The organism is Rubrivirga litoralis, assembly GCF_031846415.1.
In the GTDB taxonomy this organism is placed as follows: domain Bacteria; phylum Bacteroidota; class Rhodothermia; order Rhodothermales; family Rubricoccaceae; genus Rubrivirga; species Rubrivirga litoralis.
In genome coordinates, this window is sequence record NZ_JAVRHT010000008.1 from 1 (window position 1) to 14539 (window position 14539).

Sequence of the window (14539 nt, forward strand, 5' to 3'; positions counted from 1 at the left end):
CGCGGAGGCGGCTCTAACCGAGGGCTGGGGGACACCCGGAGCGCTCGGTGCCTATCTTGACGCTGTCTCCTTCGCCGCTCATGGAGCCCGACGCCCCCACCCCGCCCGACGACGCGGGCCGCGCCAGCGCGGCGCGGCAGGAGGCGCGCGCGCTCGGCCCCCTCCGCGACCGCGTCGAGACGGCGGCCCGCGAGATCGAGCGGCTCCGCTCCGAGAACGCCGCGCTCGCCCAGCGCGTGCTCGAGCTCCAGGACGCCCGTGACGACCGGGCGCCGTCGTTCTCGTTCGGCGGAGACGAGGAGGACGCCGAGGCGCTCCGCAGCCGCGTCCAGGGCTTTATCGACACCATCGACGCCGCCCTCCGCACGGGCGGCGACGGCACCGCGGACGCCGTGCCCGAGACGCCCGGAGAGGAATGAGCGCGTCGCAGCCCGTCTCGATCCGCGTCCGCATTCTGGACCGCGACTATCCGCTCCGCGTGGCGCCGGGCGACGAGGACTACACGCTCCACCTGGCCCAGCGGGTCGACGAGCGGCTCCGGCGGCTCCGGGCGCAGCTCCCGTCGCAGCCCGACCTGACGCACGCGGTCCTCGCGGCGCTCGCGCTCGCCGAGGAGCTCTACGCCGCCCGCGCCGAGACCGACCGCCTGCGGGCGCGCGTCGAGTTGGAGTCGGCCGCCCTCGCCGACCGACTCGACGCCGCGCTCACCGCCCCGCTCGGCGGCGACGGCGCGTCGGCGGGCGGGGCGGGGGAGAGGCCCGACCCGTGACGTCGGTCTCGCCGTGGGTGACGGCCTACGCCGTGCTGCTGGCGGCGGCGGGCGCCGTGTTCCTCTTCGTGCCCGACATCGTGTTCCCGGACGCGCGCGCCGGCGGCCCAGCGGCCCTCGCCGCCCAGCTTTTCGGCGCGGCCCTCCTCGGATTTGCCGCCCTGTGCTGGGCGGGGCGGGGCGCTCTCCTCGGCGGCATCTACGGCCGGCCGATCGTCGTAGGCAATCAGGCGTTCGCGGTCGTCGGGACGCTCGTCGTCCTCGGGGGACTACCGCCGGAGGCGGGGCCGGGGCTCTGGGGCCTCCTGGCCGTCCTCGTGTTCGGTGCCGCGCTCTGGAGCGTGCTCCTGTTCCGGTCGCCGCGGCGCGACGGGCCGCCGCCCCGCCCGGCGGCGTAGCCCGCCCCGCCCGCGTGTCCTAGGGGGCGGGGAGCCGCCCCGCTCAAGCGAAATTCGAGGGGCGGGGTGGAACAGGCGCCGCCTCCCGCCGATACCCTGATGCGCCCGGGAGGGGCTACCCGCCCCGCCCGGTGCTTACCGGCTTGTGGCCACCGCATGGGAACCTGAACAGCGTTAACCGCGGGGGTCCCGCTTCGGACCTGACCATCAGACCGCGTCCCGCTCCGGCGGGATTCCGGGGCTCCGGCCCCGGGCCGCGGAAGTAGAGAGGGTCCAGAGGGCCTCCACATTGTCAGACGAGCAAGGTTCTCGTCCACGCGCCGCAGGCTGGTACTTCTGCCCCCGCCCCGCGACCGCCGTCGCCGGGCGGGACCCCGAGAGCCCCGGGTGTCCGCCAGTGGGCGGACCCGGGGCGCTCGCCGTACGTGCCGTCTTCCCGCCTGACTGGGGCGGGGCGGTCTGCCGCGGGCGGGGCGGCCTCCCGAGGCCGGCCGACAAACGCGACCCCGCCGCCATCCGAGCGCGCCGTGGTGCTCGTGAGCAAGGCGGGGTGGGGGAGAGCCTGAGTTCGGCCGGAGGCGCGGATCTGCGGAACGGGCGGGGCGGGGCGCCGATCCAACCTGCCCTCTCTCCACCCCGCTCCCATGCCCGACTCCCAGCCCACGCGCCCCGGCCTCGTCCAGGACAAGATCGCCATCGTCACCGGCGCCGCCGAAGGCATCGGCGAGGCCATCGCCCACAAGTTCGCCTACGAGGGCGCGGGCGGCCTCGTCCTCGCCGGCCTCCCCGGCGACCCCCTCGACCAAGTCGCCGCCGACGTCCGCGACCAGTATGGGACGCGCGTCGAGACGTTCGCCGGCGACGTCGGCGAGCCGGAGCACGCCGAGGCCTGCGTTCAGAAGGCGGTCGACGCGTTCGGCCGGCTCGACGTGCTCGTCAACAACGCCGGGTCGCTCCCCGCACTCGCTGAGCTCCCGGAGTACCCGGTCGAGGCGTTCGACAAGCTCCTCCACAACAACGTCAAGACGACGTTCTTCATGACGCGCGCCGCGGTCCCCGAGCTCCAGAAGACCAAGGGGAACGTGGTCACGGCCGGGTCCGAGGCGGGGTGGAACGGGTCGCCCCGGTTCACGCCGTACGGCGGGACGAAGGCGTGGAACCACGCCTTCATGAAGGGGGTCGCTGGCGAGCAGGGGGCGCACGGCGTCCGCGCCAACTGCGTCTGCCCCGGCCCCGTCGACACGTCGTTCACGCACAAGGAGGACGGCCCGATGGACAAGGACGCCGAGCAGACCGTGACGCAGTCGACGGCCTTTGGGCGCCGGGCGACGACCGAGGAGATCGCCAACGTCTACGCCTTCCTGGCGTCGGACCAGGCCAGCTACGTGACCGGCGCGCTCTGGCTCGTCGACGGCGCGACGACGATCGTCCACGGGATGCCGGGCAAGAAGGCGCCGAAGGACGTCCAGCAGGAGCCGGCCGGCGTCCTCACCCTCCGGTTCCAGCGCCACTCCGACCCCGCGGCGGTCCCGGCGAGCTAGCCCCGCCCCGCCCGGAGCTTCGGGCGGGGCGGCCCGTTCTTCTCCCGCCCCGCCCCGCCCCGCTCCGCCCCGCCCGCCTGGGCGGGGCGGCCCGTTCCTCGCACCCCGACCCATGACCCTGACCAGCACCTCCCTCACCGACGGCGCGCCCATCGACCCGCAGTACGCCTTCTGCAAGGCGGCCGCCAGCGGCCACACCGAGCCCGGCGGCGACCGGAGCCCGCACCTCGCCTGGAGCGGCGCCCCCGACGGCACGCGCTCGTTCGCCGTCGTCGTCCGCGATCCCGACGTGCCGGCCGACGCGAGCGACGCGAACCAGGAGGGCAAGACGATCCCCGTGGACGCCGAGCGGACGCCGTTCTACCACTGGCTCCTCGTCGACATCCCCGCTTCGACGACCGAGATCGCCGAGGGCGCCGCCTCGGACGGCGTAACGCCGAACGGCAAGGCGCCGGGCCGCACGTCGCTCGGGCTCGCCGGCACCAACACGTTCACCGACTTTCTCGCCGGGAGCGACATGGAAGGGACCTACGGCGGCTACGACGGCCCGTGCCCGCCGTGGAACGACGAGCGGCTCCACCACTACCACTTCACCGTCTACGCCCTCGACACCGAGAGCCTGGGGCTTGGCGACGACGGCGACTTTACGGGCGACGACGTGGAGGCCGCCCTCGACGGTCACGTCCTCGCGCAGGCCGAGATCGTGGGGACGTACACGACGAACCCGGCCGTGGGCTAGCCGCCCCGCCCGGGCGGGGCGGCTGTATCCTGTCCTCATGGCCCTCCTCGAACGCATCACGATCGATCCCGCCGTGTGCCACGGCCGTCCCTGCGTACGCGGCCTCCGCTACCCCGTGGACATGCTGCTCGACCTGCTCAGCGGCGGGATGACGACGGACGAGGTCCTGGAGGACTACCCCGACCTGGAGGCCGACGACCTCCGCGCCGTCCTCGCGTACGCCGCGGAAGTGACACGGACGCACCGAACACGCTCGCTTGCAGCGTGAGGGCGCTCGTCGACGCTCAGCTCCCCCGCCGGATCTCGAGGTGCTCCTGCTCCCCGTCTTCAGCGAGATCGCCGCGGCCTTGGAGGAGACGCTGTTTGTTGAGGTAACGAGGGACGCGATCTTTTTTGGGAGATGAAAGACGGCTCGGCCGCCCCGCCCGTCTTCGCCCCGAATCCGCCCCGCCCCGGTCGGGACCGCACGGGGCGGGGCGGACCTTATGCGTTTCGCCACCCCGCCCTCGCAGACCCAAAGGGCGGGGCGGGGCGGTCTCCGGGACCGAGCCCCGCCGTCGTCCCCCGCTTAGCGCTCCCCTATGCAGATCCGTAACGTCGCGATTGTCGCCCACGTCGACCACGGCAAGACCACCCTCGTCGACGCGCTCCTCCAGCAGAGCGGGACGTTCGCCGCCCACGAGACCGTCACCGAGCGCGTGATGGACTCGATGGACCTCGAACGCGAAAAGGGCATCACGATCATGGCCAAGAACACGGCCGTCCGCTACACGACCGAGGCCGGCGACGACGTCAAGATCAACATCGTCGACACGCCGGGCCACGCCGACTTCGGCGGCGAGGTCGAGCGGACGCTCCGCATGGTCGACGGCATCATGCTGCTCGTCGACGCCGCCGAGGGGCCGCTGCCGCAGACGCGGTTCGTGCTCTCGAAGGCGCTCGCGCTGGGGCTCGTGCCGATCGTGGTCATCAACAAGATCGACCGGGGCGACGCCCGCGCCGAGGAGGTCCTGGACGAGATCTACGACCTGTTTATCGACCTCGACGCCGACGAGCACCAGCTCGACTTCCCCGTCATCTACGCCGTCGCCCGCGACGGCGAGTGCACCCTCGACCTGGAGGCCGACCTCACCGACCTCAAGCCGGTCTTCGAGACGATCGTGAGCACGGTCCCGGCCCCCGCCGGCGATCCCGACGCGACGCTGCAGCTGTTGGTCACGGACGTCAAGCCCGACAACTTCCTCGGCCCCATCGCCATCGGCCGCGTCGTCAACGGCACGCTCGCCGTGAAGCAGCGCGTGCTCATGTACCACCGGACCGGCGAGACGAAGGCGACGCAGGTGACGAGCCTGTTCGTGAGCGAGGGCCTGGACCGCGTCGAGACCGAGACGGCCGTCGCGGGCGACATCGTCTACGTGGGCGGGCTGACTGGCATCGGCCTGGGCGAGTCCGTCACCGACGCCGACGACCCGCAGCCGCTCGCCGCGCTCGACATCGACGAGCCGACGCTGTCGATGGAGTTCCGCGTCAACGACTCGCCGTTCGTGGGCAAGGACGGCAAGTACGTCACGTCGCGCAACCTCCGCGACCGGCTGATGAAGGAGGGCGAGGCCAACCTCGCGCTCCGCATCGACGAGACCGAGAGCACCGACCGCTACCTCGTCTTCGGGCGGGGCGAGCTCCAGATGGCCATCCTCATCGAACAGATGCGGCGCGAGGGCTACGAGTTCGCCGTCGGGACGCCGCAGGTGATCACGAAGGAGGTCCGCGGCAAGACGCACGAGCCGTACGAGCGCGCGACGGTCGACGTGGCCGAGGAGTTCATGGGCGTCGTGATCGAGACGCTGGGCACGCGCAAGGGCCAGATGGTGGAGATGAAGAACAACGGGTCGGGCCGCGTCCGCATGACGTTCGAGATCCCGGCGCGCGGGCTCATCGGCTACCGGACCGAGTTCCTGACCGACACCAAGGGCACGGGCCTGCTCACGCACATCTTCGACGGCTACAAGCCGTGGGCCGGCCCCATCACGCACCGCGCGACGGGCGCCATCGTGGCTGACCGGAACGGGAAGGTGACGCCGTACACCATCGTCAACCTCCAGGAGCGCGGCCAGCTGTTCGTCGAGCCCGGCGACGAGGTCTACAACGGGATGATCGTCGGCGAGAACGCGCGCGACGAGGACATGGAGGTCAACGCGACCAAGGAGAAGAAGCTGACGAACATGCGCGCGTCGGGCTCGGACAACTTCCTGAAGATGAACCCCTCGAAGAAGATGAGCCTGGAGGAGGCCATCGAGTTTATCCGCGAGGACGAGCTCATCGAGATCACGCCGGCCTCGATGCGGCTCCGCAAGCGGCACCTCGACCCGCACGAGCGGAAGCGGGCGGCTCAGGCCCGCAAGCAGGAGGCGTAGGCCGCCCCGCCTAGGCACCGCCCTGCCCCCGGCGGGCGGGGTGGGTATCTTCGCGCTGTGGCCACCCCGCCCCTCCGCCAGATGATCGCCGCCGTTGCCGAGGCCGTTAGGCCTCGGCGCGTGGTCTTGTTCGGCTCACACGCGGCGGGCGGGGCGGGCGAGGATTCAGACGTAGACCTGCTCGTGATTGAGGACGGGCCACTCGATGAGGCTGGCCGGGCGGATGAGATGGTCCGGCTGTGGGAGGCGCTGGCCCCGTTCCGCGTGCCAGCGGACATCCTCGTCTACACCGAGGAGGAGGTGGCCCAGTGGGGCGCGACGACAAACCACGCCGTCGCCCACGCGCTCCGCGAGGGGACCGTCGTGTACGAGCGGCCGTGACGGACCACGAGCACGGGCTGGCCCTCCTCGACCTCGCCCGGCGGGATTTCCGAACCGTCCGAGCGATGGGAGACGACCCCGCCTTCGCCGACGAGGTCGTCGGGTTCCACGCTCAGCAGGCAGCGGAGAAAGCGTTGAAGGCGTGGCTCGCAGCGGGCGGGGCGGCGTACGGGCGGACGCACGATCTCAGCGCCCTTCTTGGTATGCTGGAGTCCATGGGCTGTGATGTCGATCCGTTTCGCTCTCTCGTCCGCCTGAACGTGTTCGCGGTCCGATTTCGGTACGAGAGCCCCGGCCCGGGCACCCCCGTAGAGAGCCGGTCGGTCCTGGCAGACGACGTGGCCGAACTGGTTCGGCATGTCGAGGCGCAGATTGTACCGTAGCCGCCCCACGAGCGGAAGCGGGCGGCTCAGGCCTACAAGTAGAAGGCACGGACCGCTCCGCCCCGCCCCAGCGGGCGGAGTGGGCGACGCGGGAGATAGACCGAGTCGGCGCTGAGCTTTGCGCCGCCGGTGTAGGTGTCGCGCATGGCCGCCACCGACGCCCCCCCGGCCGAGCGAGCGGAGCTCGACGCGGGCCCCGCCCGCTCTCCGGCGTCGCCGCGCCGGCGGCCGCGTGGACGTTCGCGTTCCTGGTCCTGCGCATCTTCGCCGTGCCGGGGTGCGACTGGAACGCCCCGTTCGCCGTCAGCACCTTGAAACGGGGGTGGCGCCGTTAGCTTCCGCCGCATGGGACCGCTCGACCTGCTCACGCCGGAGCCCGCCCCGCCGTGGGGCGGCCCGCCGCCGCGGAACGCCTACGTCGAGCTCCACAACCTCATCGCGGCGGCCGAGCGGCCGTTCGAATTCGGGCCGTCCGACCGCGACCGGATCTCGGAGCGCTGGGCCGTCGACCTGGCGTCGTCGTTCCCGGCCGAGCGGCTCGCGCTCTACCAGACGCTCCTCGACGACGCCCTCGCGTCGGGCGACCTGAGCGGGGAGGAGCGGGCGCTGCTCGCCCACGTCGCCGACACGCTCGCCCTCACGGACGCCGACCTCCGCCCCGCCCACGAGCGCGCGTTCGCCGTCGCCGTCGAGGCCGCGGTCGCCGACGGCGCGCTCTCGGACGAGGAGCGCGACCTGCTCTACACGCTCCAGCACACGCTGGGCTTCGACCCCGCCGTCGCGGGCGGCGCCTACGACGTGTTCGCCCAGCGGCGCCTGCTCCAGGTCGCCGCCCACGCGCTGGCCGACGGCGTGGTGTCGCCGGACGAGGTGGACGAGATCGAGCGCATCGAGGGGGCGCTGAGCGTCGAGGTGCCGCGCGACCTCGCGGATCGGATCGCGCAGGCCGCAGCGCGGTGGGAGGCGGCGGCGGGCGGCAACGGCTCTCCAAGCGGCCTACCTCGCCGCCCCGCCCGCCCCGTGGGCGGGGCGGCCGTGCCCGTTCGCTCTGCCCCGTTCCGCGAGGCGGGGCGGTGGCAGGACGTCGACCTGAGGGCGCTCCGCACGTCGGGAGGTGCCGCCTTCCGCAGCGCCCTCGACCGGGGCGAGACGGCCGGATTCCGCGTCACCGGCGACGCCCTCACGGGCCGGCGGGCCGGCGGCCGCGTCGCCGTCCGAGGCGGGACGCTCACGCTGTCGTGGGCGGGGCAGCGCGAGGAGGTCCGGCTCTCGGCGCGGCGCCCGCCCCGCCGGTTCCTCAACGGCGTCCTCGTGCCCGTGACGCGGCGGCACGCCGTCTTGGTCGACGTCGAGGGCCGCGCCGACGCGCTCGTCGACGCCCTCACCGGCGGCCCCGCCCGCCCCGAAGCCCCCGACTGACAGGCCGCGGCGTCCGGGCGGTGGAGGAAGGCGCTCGCGTCCGAGATCCGGGCCGCTACCGAGGCGGGCGCGACGTGGGCGGGGTGGTGGCTCTTCCGCCGCCGCGTGCCGCCCCGCCCCGAGGCCGTCGCGCGCGCGCTGGGCGGGGCGGAGGACTCGTGGGACGGGCGGGGGACGGTCCGCGTCACGGACACGCACCTCGTGTTCGAGGGCGGGGGCGAGGTGCGGCGCACGTCGCGGCGCACCGTGGCCGCCGTCGTCCAGAGCGACCGCGTGCTCTGGGTCCGCCGGCGACGGGCGCATGACTGGGCCGTCCGTTTTGAGACGGAGGCCGAAGTCGCCCGCGTCGCCCAGGACCTCGGGGCTGAGCGGCAGACGCGGAGCCGCTTTCAGTCCACGTGGGACCTCCTGCCCTGACGAGGTTTCCGGGCGGGGCGGCCGTACAGCAGCGGGGGCAGAGCAGTCGGGGGCGGCCACCCCGCCCCGATGCCTGGCAGGGGTGGGCAGGGCCAACGCATTGGGACTGCCCCACCCGGGCCGCGCAGCTACTACGGCAGCGGGGGCGGGGCGGCGACGTTTTCGGCTGTCCTGCTCTGGCTCGCCCTTTGCACGGGGTTGGACGCACAACGTGGCGCGCGTCATTTAGGCCTGGACCTGCGGCGCGACGGCGTTCCATATTCGGGACTCGTTTGCTCATGTCGTGAGGTTCGGTCCCTCTCCAGAGGGAGGGCCGCGCCTCCACCATCCCCGGCTGCATGCCCCGCCACCCGTTCGCCTTCCTCGTCCACCCGCGCGCCGACGTCCGCCAAGACCTCGCACGAGCGTGGCCCCCGCTGGGGAAGGTGCCTCTCCGCCTGGTCGACCGAGCGGCTACGCTTCCCATCCCGCCGATCCCCGCAGGGTCTGTCTCCTACGCCGACGACCCCGATACCGTGGCGGGGTGGGTGATGCTGCTCCCCATCGGGGCCGAACAGATGCTCACGCTGGACCGCTCCTACGTCGTCGGCCGCATCAAGGGCGCGCTGGACTCGATCGCCAAGCGCGGCGTGAAGACCGTCACGCTCGGGGCGCTCACGTCGCCGGTGACTCGGGGTGGGCGGCTCGTGTGCGGACGGCCGGACCTCGGCGTTACGACCGGAAACGCGTTCACGGCCGCGGCGACGGTCCAGGCCATCGAGCGCCTGCTCCCGTGGTGCCCCTCCGATGACCCCCGCGTCGCGATCGTCGGGGCGACGGGGAGCGTCGGGTCGTGCGTCGTGCGCCTGCTCGCCGAGCGGCGGACGGTCTCGCGCCTCTCGGTCATCGCGCGGACCAAGACGAACGTCGAGCGCCTGGCCGCCGAGGTCTCTCGCCCCGGCTTTGACGTCACGGCCGAGACGACGATCGAGCGCGCGCGCGACGCCGACCTCGTGGTCCTGCTGACGAGCGCGGCGCGGGCCATCCTCGGGCCGGAGCACCTGAAGGAGGGGGCCGTCGTGCTCGACGACACGCAGCCCCGGAACACCTCGCCCTCGATCCTCACCGAGCGCCCGGACGTGTCCGTCGTCGACGGCGGCGTCATGGCGATGGTCGACGTCGACATCCGCGCCGACGTCGGGCTGCCGAAGGGGTCGAAGGCGGCCTACGCCTGCATGGCCGAGTCCATGCTCCTCGCGCTCGACGGCCACGAGGGCGACTTCGGCCTGGGCGCCCCGAAGGCGGAGCAGGCCCGGTACATGATGGACCTCGCGCACAAGTACCGGCGGTTCGGGTTCGACCTCGCCCCGCCGTTCTCGTTCTGTCAGCCGATGGGCGTCGGCTGGGAGGCGCCTCGCGGGGACGGCCAGGCCGGCGCCGCCGCGGGCCACCAGTGGGCGCCCGCGGCGCAGGGCGCGCGGGCATAGAGCCGCCCCGCCCGCCGAGTTCCGCGGGTTGAGCCCGAACAGGGCCGCCCCGCCCTCGGCGGAGGGCGGGGCGGCGAATGCAGGCGGAGCGGCACGGGACGCGCCTGGGGCGACCGCCCCGCCCCGTGCGCCCGACGGCCTGACGCGCGGGCTGGGCGGCCCCCGCCGCCGTCAGGCGTAGGTGTTGAGCATGACCGGCATGATGAGCATCAGGAGCTCCTCGCCGTCGGCCGGGTCGGCCGGCGAGACGACGCCGGCCCGGTTGGGCGACGAGAACTCGAAGACCGTGTCCTCGCCGTCCACGTTCGCCAGCACCTCCTGGAGGTACTGCGAGTTGAACCCGATCTCCATCGGGTCGGCGTCGTAGTCGCCGAGCACGCGCTCCTTGGCCTCGGACGCCCGCTCGATGTCCTCGGCCGAGACCACGAGCGCGTCGGACTCGAGCGCGAGCCGGATCTGGTGCGTCATCGACGACGAGTAGAGCGCGACGCGGCGGACGGCCGCCAGCATGGCCTCGCGGCCGACCGTCAGGCGCTTCTCGTTCTCGACCGGGATGACGGCCTCGTAGTTCGGGTACTGCTCCTCGATGAGCCGCCCGATCACCTGCGTGTCGCCAAAGTCGAACCCGACGTAGCCCTGCGCCACTCGGATCGTGGCCTCGCCGTCGCCGGCCGCCTTGCCCGCCAGCGACAGCGCCTTCTCGGGCACGATGACGTCGATGGGCTCCTCGGCGGTCAGCCCGTCGAGCATGAGCTTGACGAGGCGGTGGCCGTCCGTCGCCACGACGGTCGACTTGTCGGGGCGGATCTGGAACAGCACGCCCATCATGGCGGGGCGGAGCGCGTCCTTCGAGGCCGCGAACCCGGTCTTGTCGATGGCCCGCTTGACGAGCGCGGCGTCGGCCGTGACCACCTTGGCGTCGTCGAGGGCGGGGAGGGCGGGGTAGTCGCCGCCATCGTACCCGACCATCTTGTACCGGCCCTGGTCCGTCGTCAGCTCGACGTTGAACTCGCCGTCGGTGGCGACGGTCACGGGCAAGTCGGGGAGCGCGCGGAGCGTGTCGAGCAGGCGCCGCGCGGGGACCGCGATCCGCTGCTTCTCGTCGGTCCCGTTCTGCTCGAACGAGACGGCCACGCGCTGGACGATCGATATTTCGAGGTCGGTCGCCGCGATCTGGAGCGCGTCCCCGTCGCGCTCGAACAGGACGCTCTCGAGGATGGGCAGCGTGCTCTTCGACGGGACGGCCCCGCCGGCGGTCGAGAGCGCGCGGAGGAGGTCGGCGCTGGAGACGGTAAACTTCATGGCTCGGGGTGGATGCGGGGCGGGGCGGCCTCAGGGTCGGGGAGACCTGGGAAGGTAAACGGCGACGGCGCCCCGGCGGTCCGCCCCGCCCGCGAAAAGTGGGGCGGGGCGGCCGGTCGTCTGCGGACCCGTAGCGGCGTTGCACGCAACGCCGTCTCTCCTGGATGCCCACCCCGCCCGGCCGAGGCCCACGGGCGGCCCGTCCTCAGCAACACGCGCGGCGCCCGAGCACGAAAACGCGCCACCCCGCCCGAGCGCGGACACGACAAGTCGTGTCCCTACGGGTGCCAGGGCGGGGCGGCTCGACGCGAGCACCACCCCGCCCCGCCCGCGCATGTCACCCGCCCTTACCGCTGGTGCAGTTCCAGCTTCTTGCGCACCGCCACGACCATCTCGCGGAAGCTCGGGTCCGTCTCGATCTGGTCGTCCACCGACCGCACGGCGTGGATGACGGTCGAGTGGTCGCGGCCGCCGAAGTGGAGCCCGATCGTCTTGAGGCTGTGCTTCGTGATCTCCTTCGAGAAGTACATGGCCACCTGCCGCGCCTGGACCACCTCGCGCTTCCGCGTCCGCGCGCGGACGAGGTCCTCGGGGATGGCGAGGTAGTCGCACACGACCGACTGGATGGACTCGATCGTCAGCTGCGGGCGGGACTCCTTGATGAGGTCCTTGAGCACGTCGCGGGCCAGGTCGAGGTCGATCTCGCGCGACGTGAGCGCAGCGTGGGCCTGGAGCCGGATGAGCGCGCCTTCGAGCTCGCGGATGTTGCTCTTGACGTGCGTCGCCACGTACTCGATCACCTCGTCGCGCACGCGCGTGCCGTCGTCGGTCGCGCGCCGGTTGAGGATGGCGATGCGCGTCTCGACGTCCGGCGGCTGGACGTCGGCCGTGAGTCCCCACCCGAACCGGGACAGCAGGCGGTCCTCAATGCCGGCGATGTCGCGGGGCGGGCGGTCGCCTGAGAGCACGATCTGCTTGCCCTGCTGGTGGAGCTCGTTGAAGATGTGGAAGAACTCCTCCTGCGTCTTCTCCTTGCCCCCGAAAAACTGGACGTCGTCGACGATCAGGATGTCGATGCCGCGGTAGAACTGGCTGAACTCGTTGATCCGGTTGGTCTGGATCGACTGCACGAACTCGGCCGTGAACATCTCCGACGACACGTAGCGGACGGTCCGCGCGTGGCCGTTGGCGCGGGCGTAGTTGCCGATGGCCTGGATGAGGTGCGTCTTGCCCAGCCCGACGCCCCCGTAGATCATGAACGGGTTGAAGCTCGTGGCGCCGGGCGCCTGCGCGATCGACCACGCCGCGGCCCGCGCGAGCCGGTTGCAGTCGCCCTCGATAAACCGCTCGAACGTGTACGAGTCGTTGAGGTGCGGGTCGACCTCGATGGGCCGCACGCCCGGAATCGCGAACGGGTGGGCGGGGTGGGCGGCCTCGGCGGCGGCCGGCGCCGCCGGGGCGGGGCGGCGGGCGGCTCCTCGCCCCGCGTCAGCCCGGTACGGGCGGCCGGCGTCGGGGCGCGCCTCGGCCGGCGGGCGGGGCGGCGTGACGCCGGCCGGGAGGTCGGCCGGCGGCGGGCGCTCGGACGCCGGCGGCGGGACGTTCGCCGGCTGCCGCGCCGGGAGCTCCATCGACGACCCCCGCCCGTGCCCGGCGCCCGCGGGCTCGTCGCGCTCAATGACGATGTCGTAGTACAGGCGCCCGCCCGGCCCCAAGACCTTCGTGATCGTCTTGCGGAGGAGCCCGAAGTAGTGCTCCTCGAGCCACTCGTAGTAGAACCGGCTGGGCAGCTGGACCGTCAGCTTGACCTCCCCGCCCTCCTCGACCAGCCCGACGGCGCGGAGCGGCTCGAACCACGTCCGAAAGCTCTGCCGGCTGATGTTGTCCCGGATGATGCCGAGGCACTCGGTCCAGACCTCGTCGCGGGAGCGGTCCATCGGCGGGGGTCTGGGGTGGGCGGGGTGGTGACGGGGCTCCGAATATCGGAACGGCCGGCTGCGCGCGGGGCGGGGGGCGGGCTCTTCGCCCAGAGTTGTCCACAGTCCGTGACGCCGGCTTCGACGAGAATCATCGCGTCCGGCGCGCCAGTGGCCTACGCTATCCACAGGCAGTGCACGGCTGAGGAGTGGGCGACTTGCGCGTTGTCCCGCAACGAGATGTGCGGATCGGATAAGATCCGGCACGGCCAAACGGCGCGAGTGGAGCGAGGTGCGCGGGGCGGGGTGGGCGCGGTGCCCGTTCGTTTTCCACAGCTTGTAAACGCGGCCCCTCGACCGTTGCGCGAGGCGCGTGGGCGGATCGCCTTGCCGGGCCGGGTGGGAAAGTCCTTACGACACGGCACAGCGTTTTCCTGGTGACCGGGCGGGGCGGGGAACGGCCCCGTTTGCCAACATCCCGTGAGGCCCTTGCCGCGCCCGCCGGGCGCCCTCTACCTTCCCTGGCTCCCGCCCGCGCGCCCCCGCGGCGCCGTTCTTTCACCGCCCGCCCCGCCCCGATGCTCCGGGTCCGAATCGCCCCGCTCCCCGACGGCCTCCACGACGAGACGCTCCGGCCGACGGCCGCGGACCTCGGCCTGGACCCCGACGTGTTCTCTGGCATCGAGGTGGACGTCCACCTCGACGTCGCTGAGCGCCGCGTGCTCGTGGCGTACACGGCGCGGGCGACGGCCCGCCTCGAGTGCGACCGGACGCTCGCGATGTACGACGAGCCCGTCGAGGCCGCGCACGCTGTCCTGTTCACGGCCGACGCTCCCGACGACGAGGACGACGACGTTCAGCCCCTGACCGACGACGCCGTCGAGGTGGACGTGGCCGACCCCGTCCGCGACACGCTCCTGCTGGCCCTCCCGCTCCGCCGCGTGTGCCCCGAGGCCCGCGACGCCGAGATCCCGACGGCGTTCGGCGGACCGGCCGAGGGCGAGCCGGCCGACGACCGCTGGGCGGCCCTCGAAGCGCTCCGCGCCGACGACGCCGACACCGACTAGACCACCGCCCCGCCCGGGGCTCTCCAGACCCCCCGCCCCATGGCCAACCCCAAACGCCGGCACTCCAAGGCCCGCACCGCCAAGCGCCGTTCCCAGTACAAGGTCAAAAACGTGCCGACCCCGCACGAGTGCCCCAACTGCGGCAACGCGAAGCTCATGCACCGCGCCTGCCCCACGTGCGGCCACTACCGCGGCCGGGCCGTCGTCGAGCGCCCGGACTACGTTTAGCGCCGGCGCCCCGAGCCGCCGCCCCGCCCCGCGCCCGCGCGGCCTCTGGTAGGGGCGCTGCGCGGGCGCCCCGCGTTCGGGCCGGGGTATCTTATCGGT

At 72.9% G+C, this 14539-nt stretch carries 16 protein-coding genes; 14 read left to right on the forward strand and 2 right to left on the reverse strand.

All coding sequences use genetic code 11. The features are described 5' to 3' along the window. The first annotated feature begins 56 nt into the window (after positions 1–56). The 12 genes from RM540_RS04800 (at position 57) to RM540_RS04855 (ending at position 9927) form a co-directional block, all read left to right on the forward strand. Positions 57–419: a hypothetical protein gene (locus RM540_RS04800; protein WP_311662402.1), complete on the forward strand. Its 363-nt coding sequence runs from the start codon at positions 57–59 to the stop codon at positions 417–419. Next, entirely contained in the window at positions 416–769 is a 354-nt protein-coding gene (locus RM540_RS04805; protein ID WP_311662403.1) for a cell division protein ZapA, read from the forward strand. Before RM540_RS04800 ends, RM540_RS04805 begins: the two co-directional genes overlap by 4 nt. Continuing rightward, positions 766–1167 carry a hypothetical protein gene (locus RM540_RS04810; RefSeq protein ID WP_311662404.1) on the forward strand — a complete coding sequence of 134 codons (402 nt, stop codon included), beginning with the start codon at positions 766–768 and terminating at the stop codon, positions 1165–1167. The genes RM540_RS04805 and RM540_RS04810 overlap by 4 nt, the downstream gene beginning before the upstream one ends. Positions 1168–1811: 644 nt before the next feature. Next, the gene (locus tag RM540_RS04815) at positions 1812–2708 is read left to right on the forward strand and encodes an SDR family NAD(P)-dependent oxidoreductase (RefSeq protein ID WP_311662405.1); all 897 of its coding nucleotides are present in this window, start codon (positions 1812–1814) and stop codon (positions 2706–2708) included. A 112-nt stretch (positions 2709–2820) separates the two neighbouring features. Beyond that, positions 2821–3447, forward strand: a complete 627-nt coding sequence (locus RM540_RS04820; protein ID WP_311662406.1) for a YbhB/YbcL family Raf kinase inhibitor-like protein — start codon at positions 2821–2823, stop codon at positions 3445–3447. 37 nt (positions 3448–3484) lie between these two features. After that, positions 3485–3715: a DUF433 domain-containing protein gene (locus RM540_RS04825; protein WP_311662407.1), complete on the forward strand. Its 231-nt coding sequence runs from the start codon at positions 3485–3487 to the stop codon at positions 3713–3715. Between the two features lie 313 nt (positions 3716–4028). Beyond that, positions 4029–5861: a translational GTPase TypA gene (gene typA, locus RM540_RS04830; RefSeq protein ID WP_311662408.1), complete on the forward strand. Its 1833-nt coding sequence runs from the start codon at positions 4029–4031 to the stop codon at positions 5859–5861. Positions 5862–5918: 57 nt separating this feature from the next. Further along, positions 5919–6242 (forward strand): nucleotidyltransferase domain-containing protein, encoded by a 324-nt coding sequence (locus tag RM540_RS04835; protein WP_311662409.1) that lies wholly within the window; start codon positions 5919–5921, stop codon positions 6240–6242. Beyond that, the gene (locus RM540_RS04840; RefSeq protein WP_311662410.1) at positions 6239–6625 is read left to right on the forward strand and encodes a HEPN domain-containing protein; all 387 of its coding nucleotides are present in this window, start codon (positions 6239–6241) and stop codon (positions 6623–6625) included. The genes RM540_RS04835 and RM540_RS04840 overlap by 4 nt, the downstream gene beginning before the upstream one ends. 345 nt (positions 6626–6970) lie before the next feature. Beyond that, a complete protein-coding gene (locus tag RM540_RS04845) occupies positions 6971–8044 on the forward strand; it encodes a hypothetical protein (RefSeq protein ID WP_311662411.1) in 1074 nt (357 codons plus the stop codon). Positions 8045–8149: 105 nt separating this feature from the next. Next, a complete protein-coding gene (locus RM540_RS04850; protein WP_311662412.1) occupies positions 8150–8461 on the forward strand; it encodes a hypothetical protein in 312 nt (103 codons plus the stop codon). Positions 8462–8799: 338 nt separating this feature from the next. Further along, positions 8800–9927, forward strand: coding sequence for a saccharopine dehydrogenase NADP-binding domain-containing protein (locus tag RM540_RS04855; protein WP_311662413.1), 1128 nt, complete (start codon positions 8800–8802; stop codon positions 9925–9927). A gap of 171 nt (positions 9928–10098) precedes the next feature. Here the strand turns inward: RM540_RS04855 and dnaN are convergent, their stop codons facing one another. Together dnaN and dnaA are read right to left on the reverse strand one after the other, a co-directional pair. Further along, the gene (gene dnaN, locus RM540_RS04860; protein WP_311662414.1) at positions 10099–11229 is read right to left on the reverse strand and encodes a DNA polymerase III subunit beta; all 1131 of its coding nucleotides are present in this window, start codon (positions 11227–11229) and stop codon (positions 10099–10101) included. 347 nt (positions 11230–11576) lie between these two features. Beyond that, positions 11577–13166, reverse strand: a complete 1590-nt coding sequence (dnaA, locus tag RM540_RS04865; protein WP_311662415.1) for a chromosomal replication initiator protein DnaA — start codon at positions 13164–13166, stop codon at positions 11577–11579. A 557-nt stretch (positions 13167–13723) separates the two neighbouring features. On the opposite strand from dnaA, the gene RM540_RS04870 reads away from it, so the two are divergent. Together RM540_RS04870 and rpmF are read left to right on the forward strand one after the other, a co-directional pair. After that, a complete protein-coding gene (locus RM540_RS04870; RefSeq protein ID WP_311662416.1) occupies positions 13724–14212 on the forward strand; it encodes a YceD family protein in 489 nt (162 codons plus the stop codon). 39 nt (positions 14213–14251) lie between these two features. After that, a complete protein-coding gene (gene rpmF / locus RM540_RS04875) occupies positions 14252–14440 on the forward strand; it encodes a 50S ribosomal protein L32 (protein ID WP_311662417.1) in 189 nt (62 codons plus the stop codon). The last annotated feature ends 99 nt before the right edge of the window (positions 14441–14539 follow it).

Coding starts and splice junctions, on each gene's coding strand:
- RM540_RS04825 (WP_311662407.1), top strand. CDS start 3,485: ATGGCCCTCCTCGAACGCATCACGATCGATCCCGCCGTGTGCCACGGC.
- RM540_RS04805 (WP_311662403.1), top strand. CDS start 416: ATGAGCGCGTCGCAGCCCGTCTCGATCCGCGTCCGCATTCTGGACCGC.
- RM540_RS04820 (WP_311662406.1), top strand. CDS start 2,821: ATGACCCTGACCAGCACCTCCCTCACCGACGGCGCGCCCATCGACCCG.
- typA (WP_311662408.1), top strand. CDS start 4,029: ATGCAGATCCGTAACGTCGCGATTGTCGCCCACGTCGACCACGGCAAG.
- RM540_RS04845 (WP_311662411.1), top strand. CDS start 6,971: ATGGGACCGCTCGACCTGCTCACGCCGGAGCCCGCCCCGCCGTGGGGC.
- RM540_RS04815 (WP_311662405.1), top strand. CDS start 1,812: ATGCCCGACTCCCAGCCCACGCGCCCCGGCCTCGTCCAGGACAAGATC.
- RM540_RS04870 (WP_311662416.1), top strand. CDS start 13,724: ATGCTCCGGGTCCGAATCGCCCCGCTCCCCGACGGCCTCCACGACGAG.
- RM540_RS04855 (WP_311662413.1), top strand. CDS start 8,800: ATGCCCCGCCACCCGTTCGCCTTCCTCGTCCACCCGCGCGCCGACGTC.
- rpmF (WP_311662417.1), top strand. CDS start 14,252: ATGGCCAACCCCAAACGCCGGCACTCCAAGGCCCGCACCGCCAAGCGC.
- dnaN (WP_311662414.1), bottom strand. CDS start 11,229: ATGAAGTTTACCGTCTCCAGCGCCGACCTCCTCCGCGCGCTCTCGACC.
- dnaA (WP_311662415.1), bottom strand. CDS start 13,166: ATGGACCGCTCCCGCGACGAGGTCTGGACCGAGTGCCTCGGCATCATC.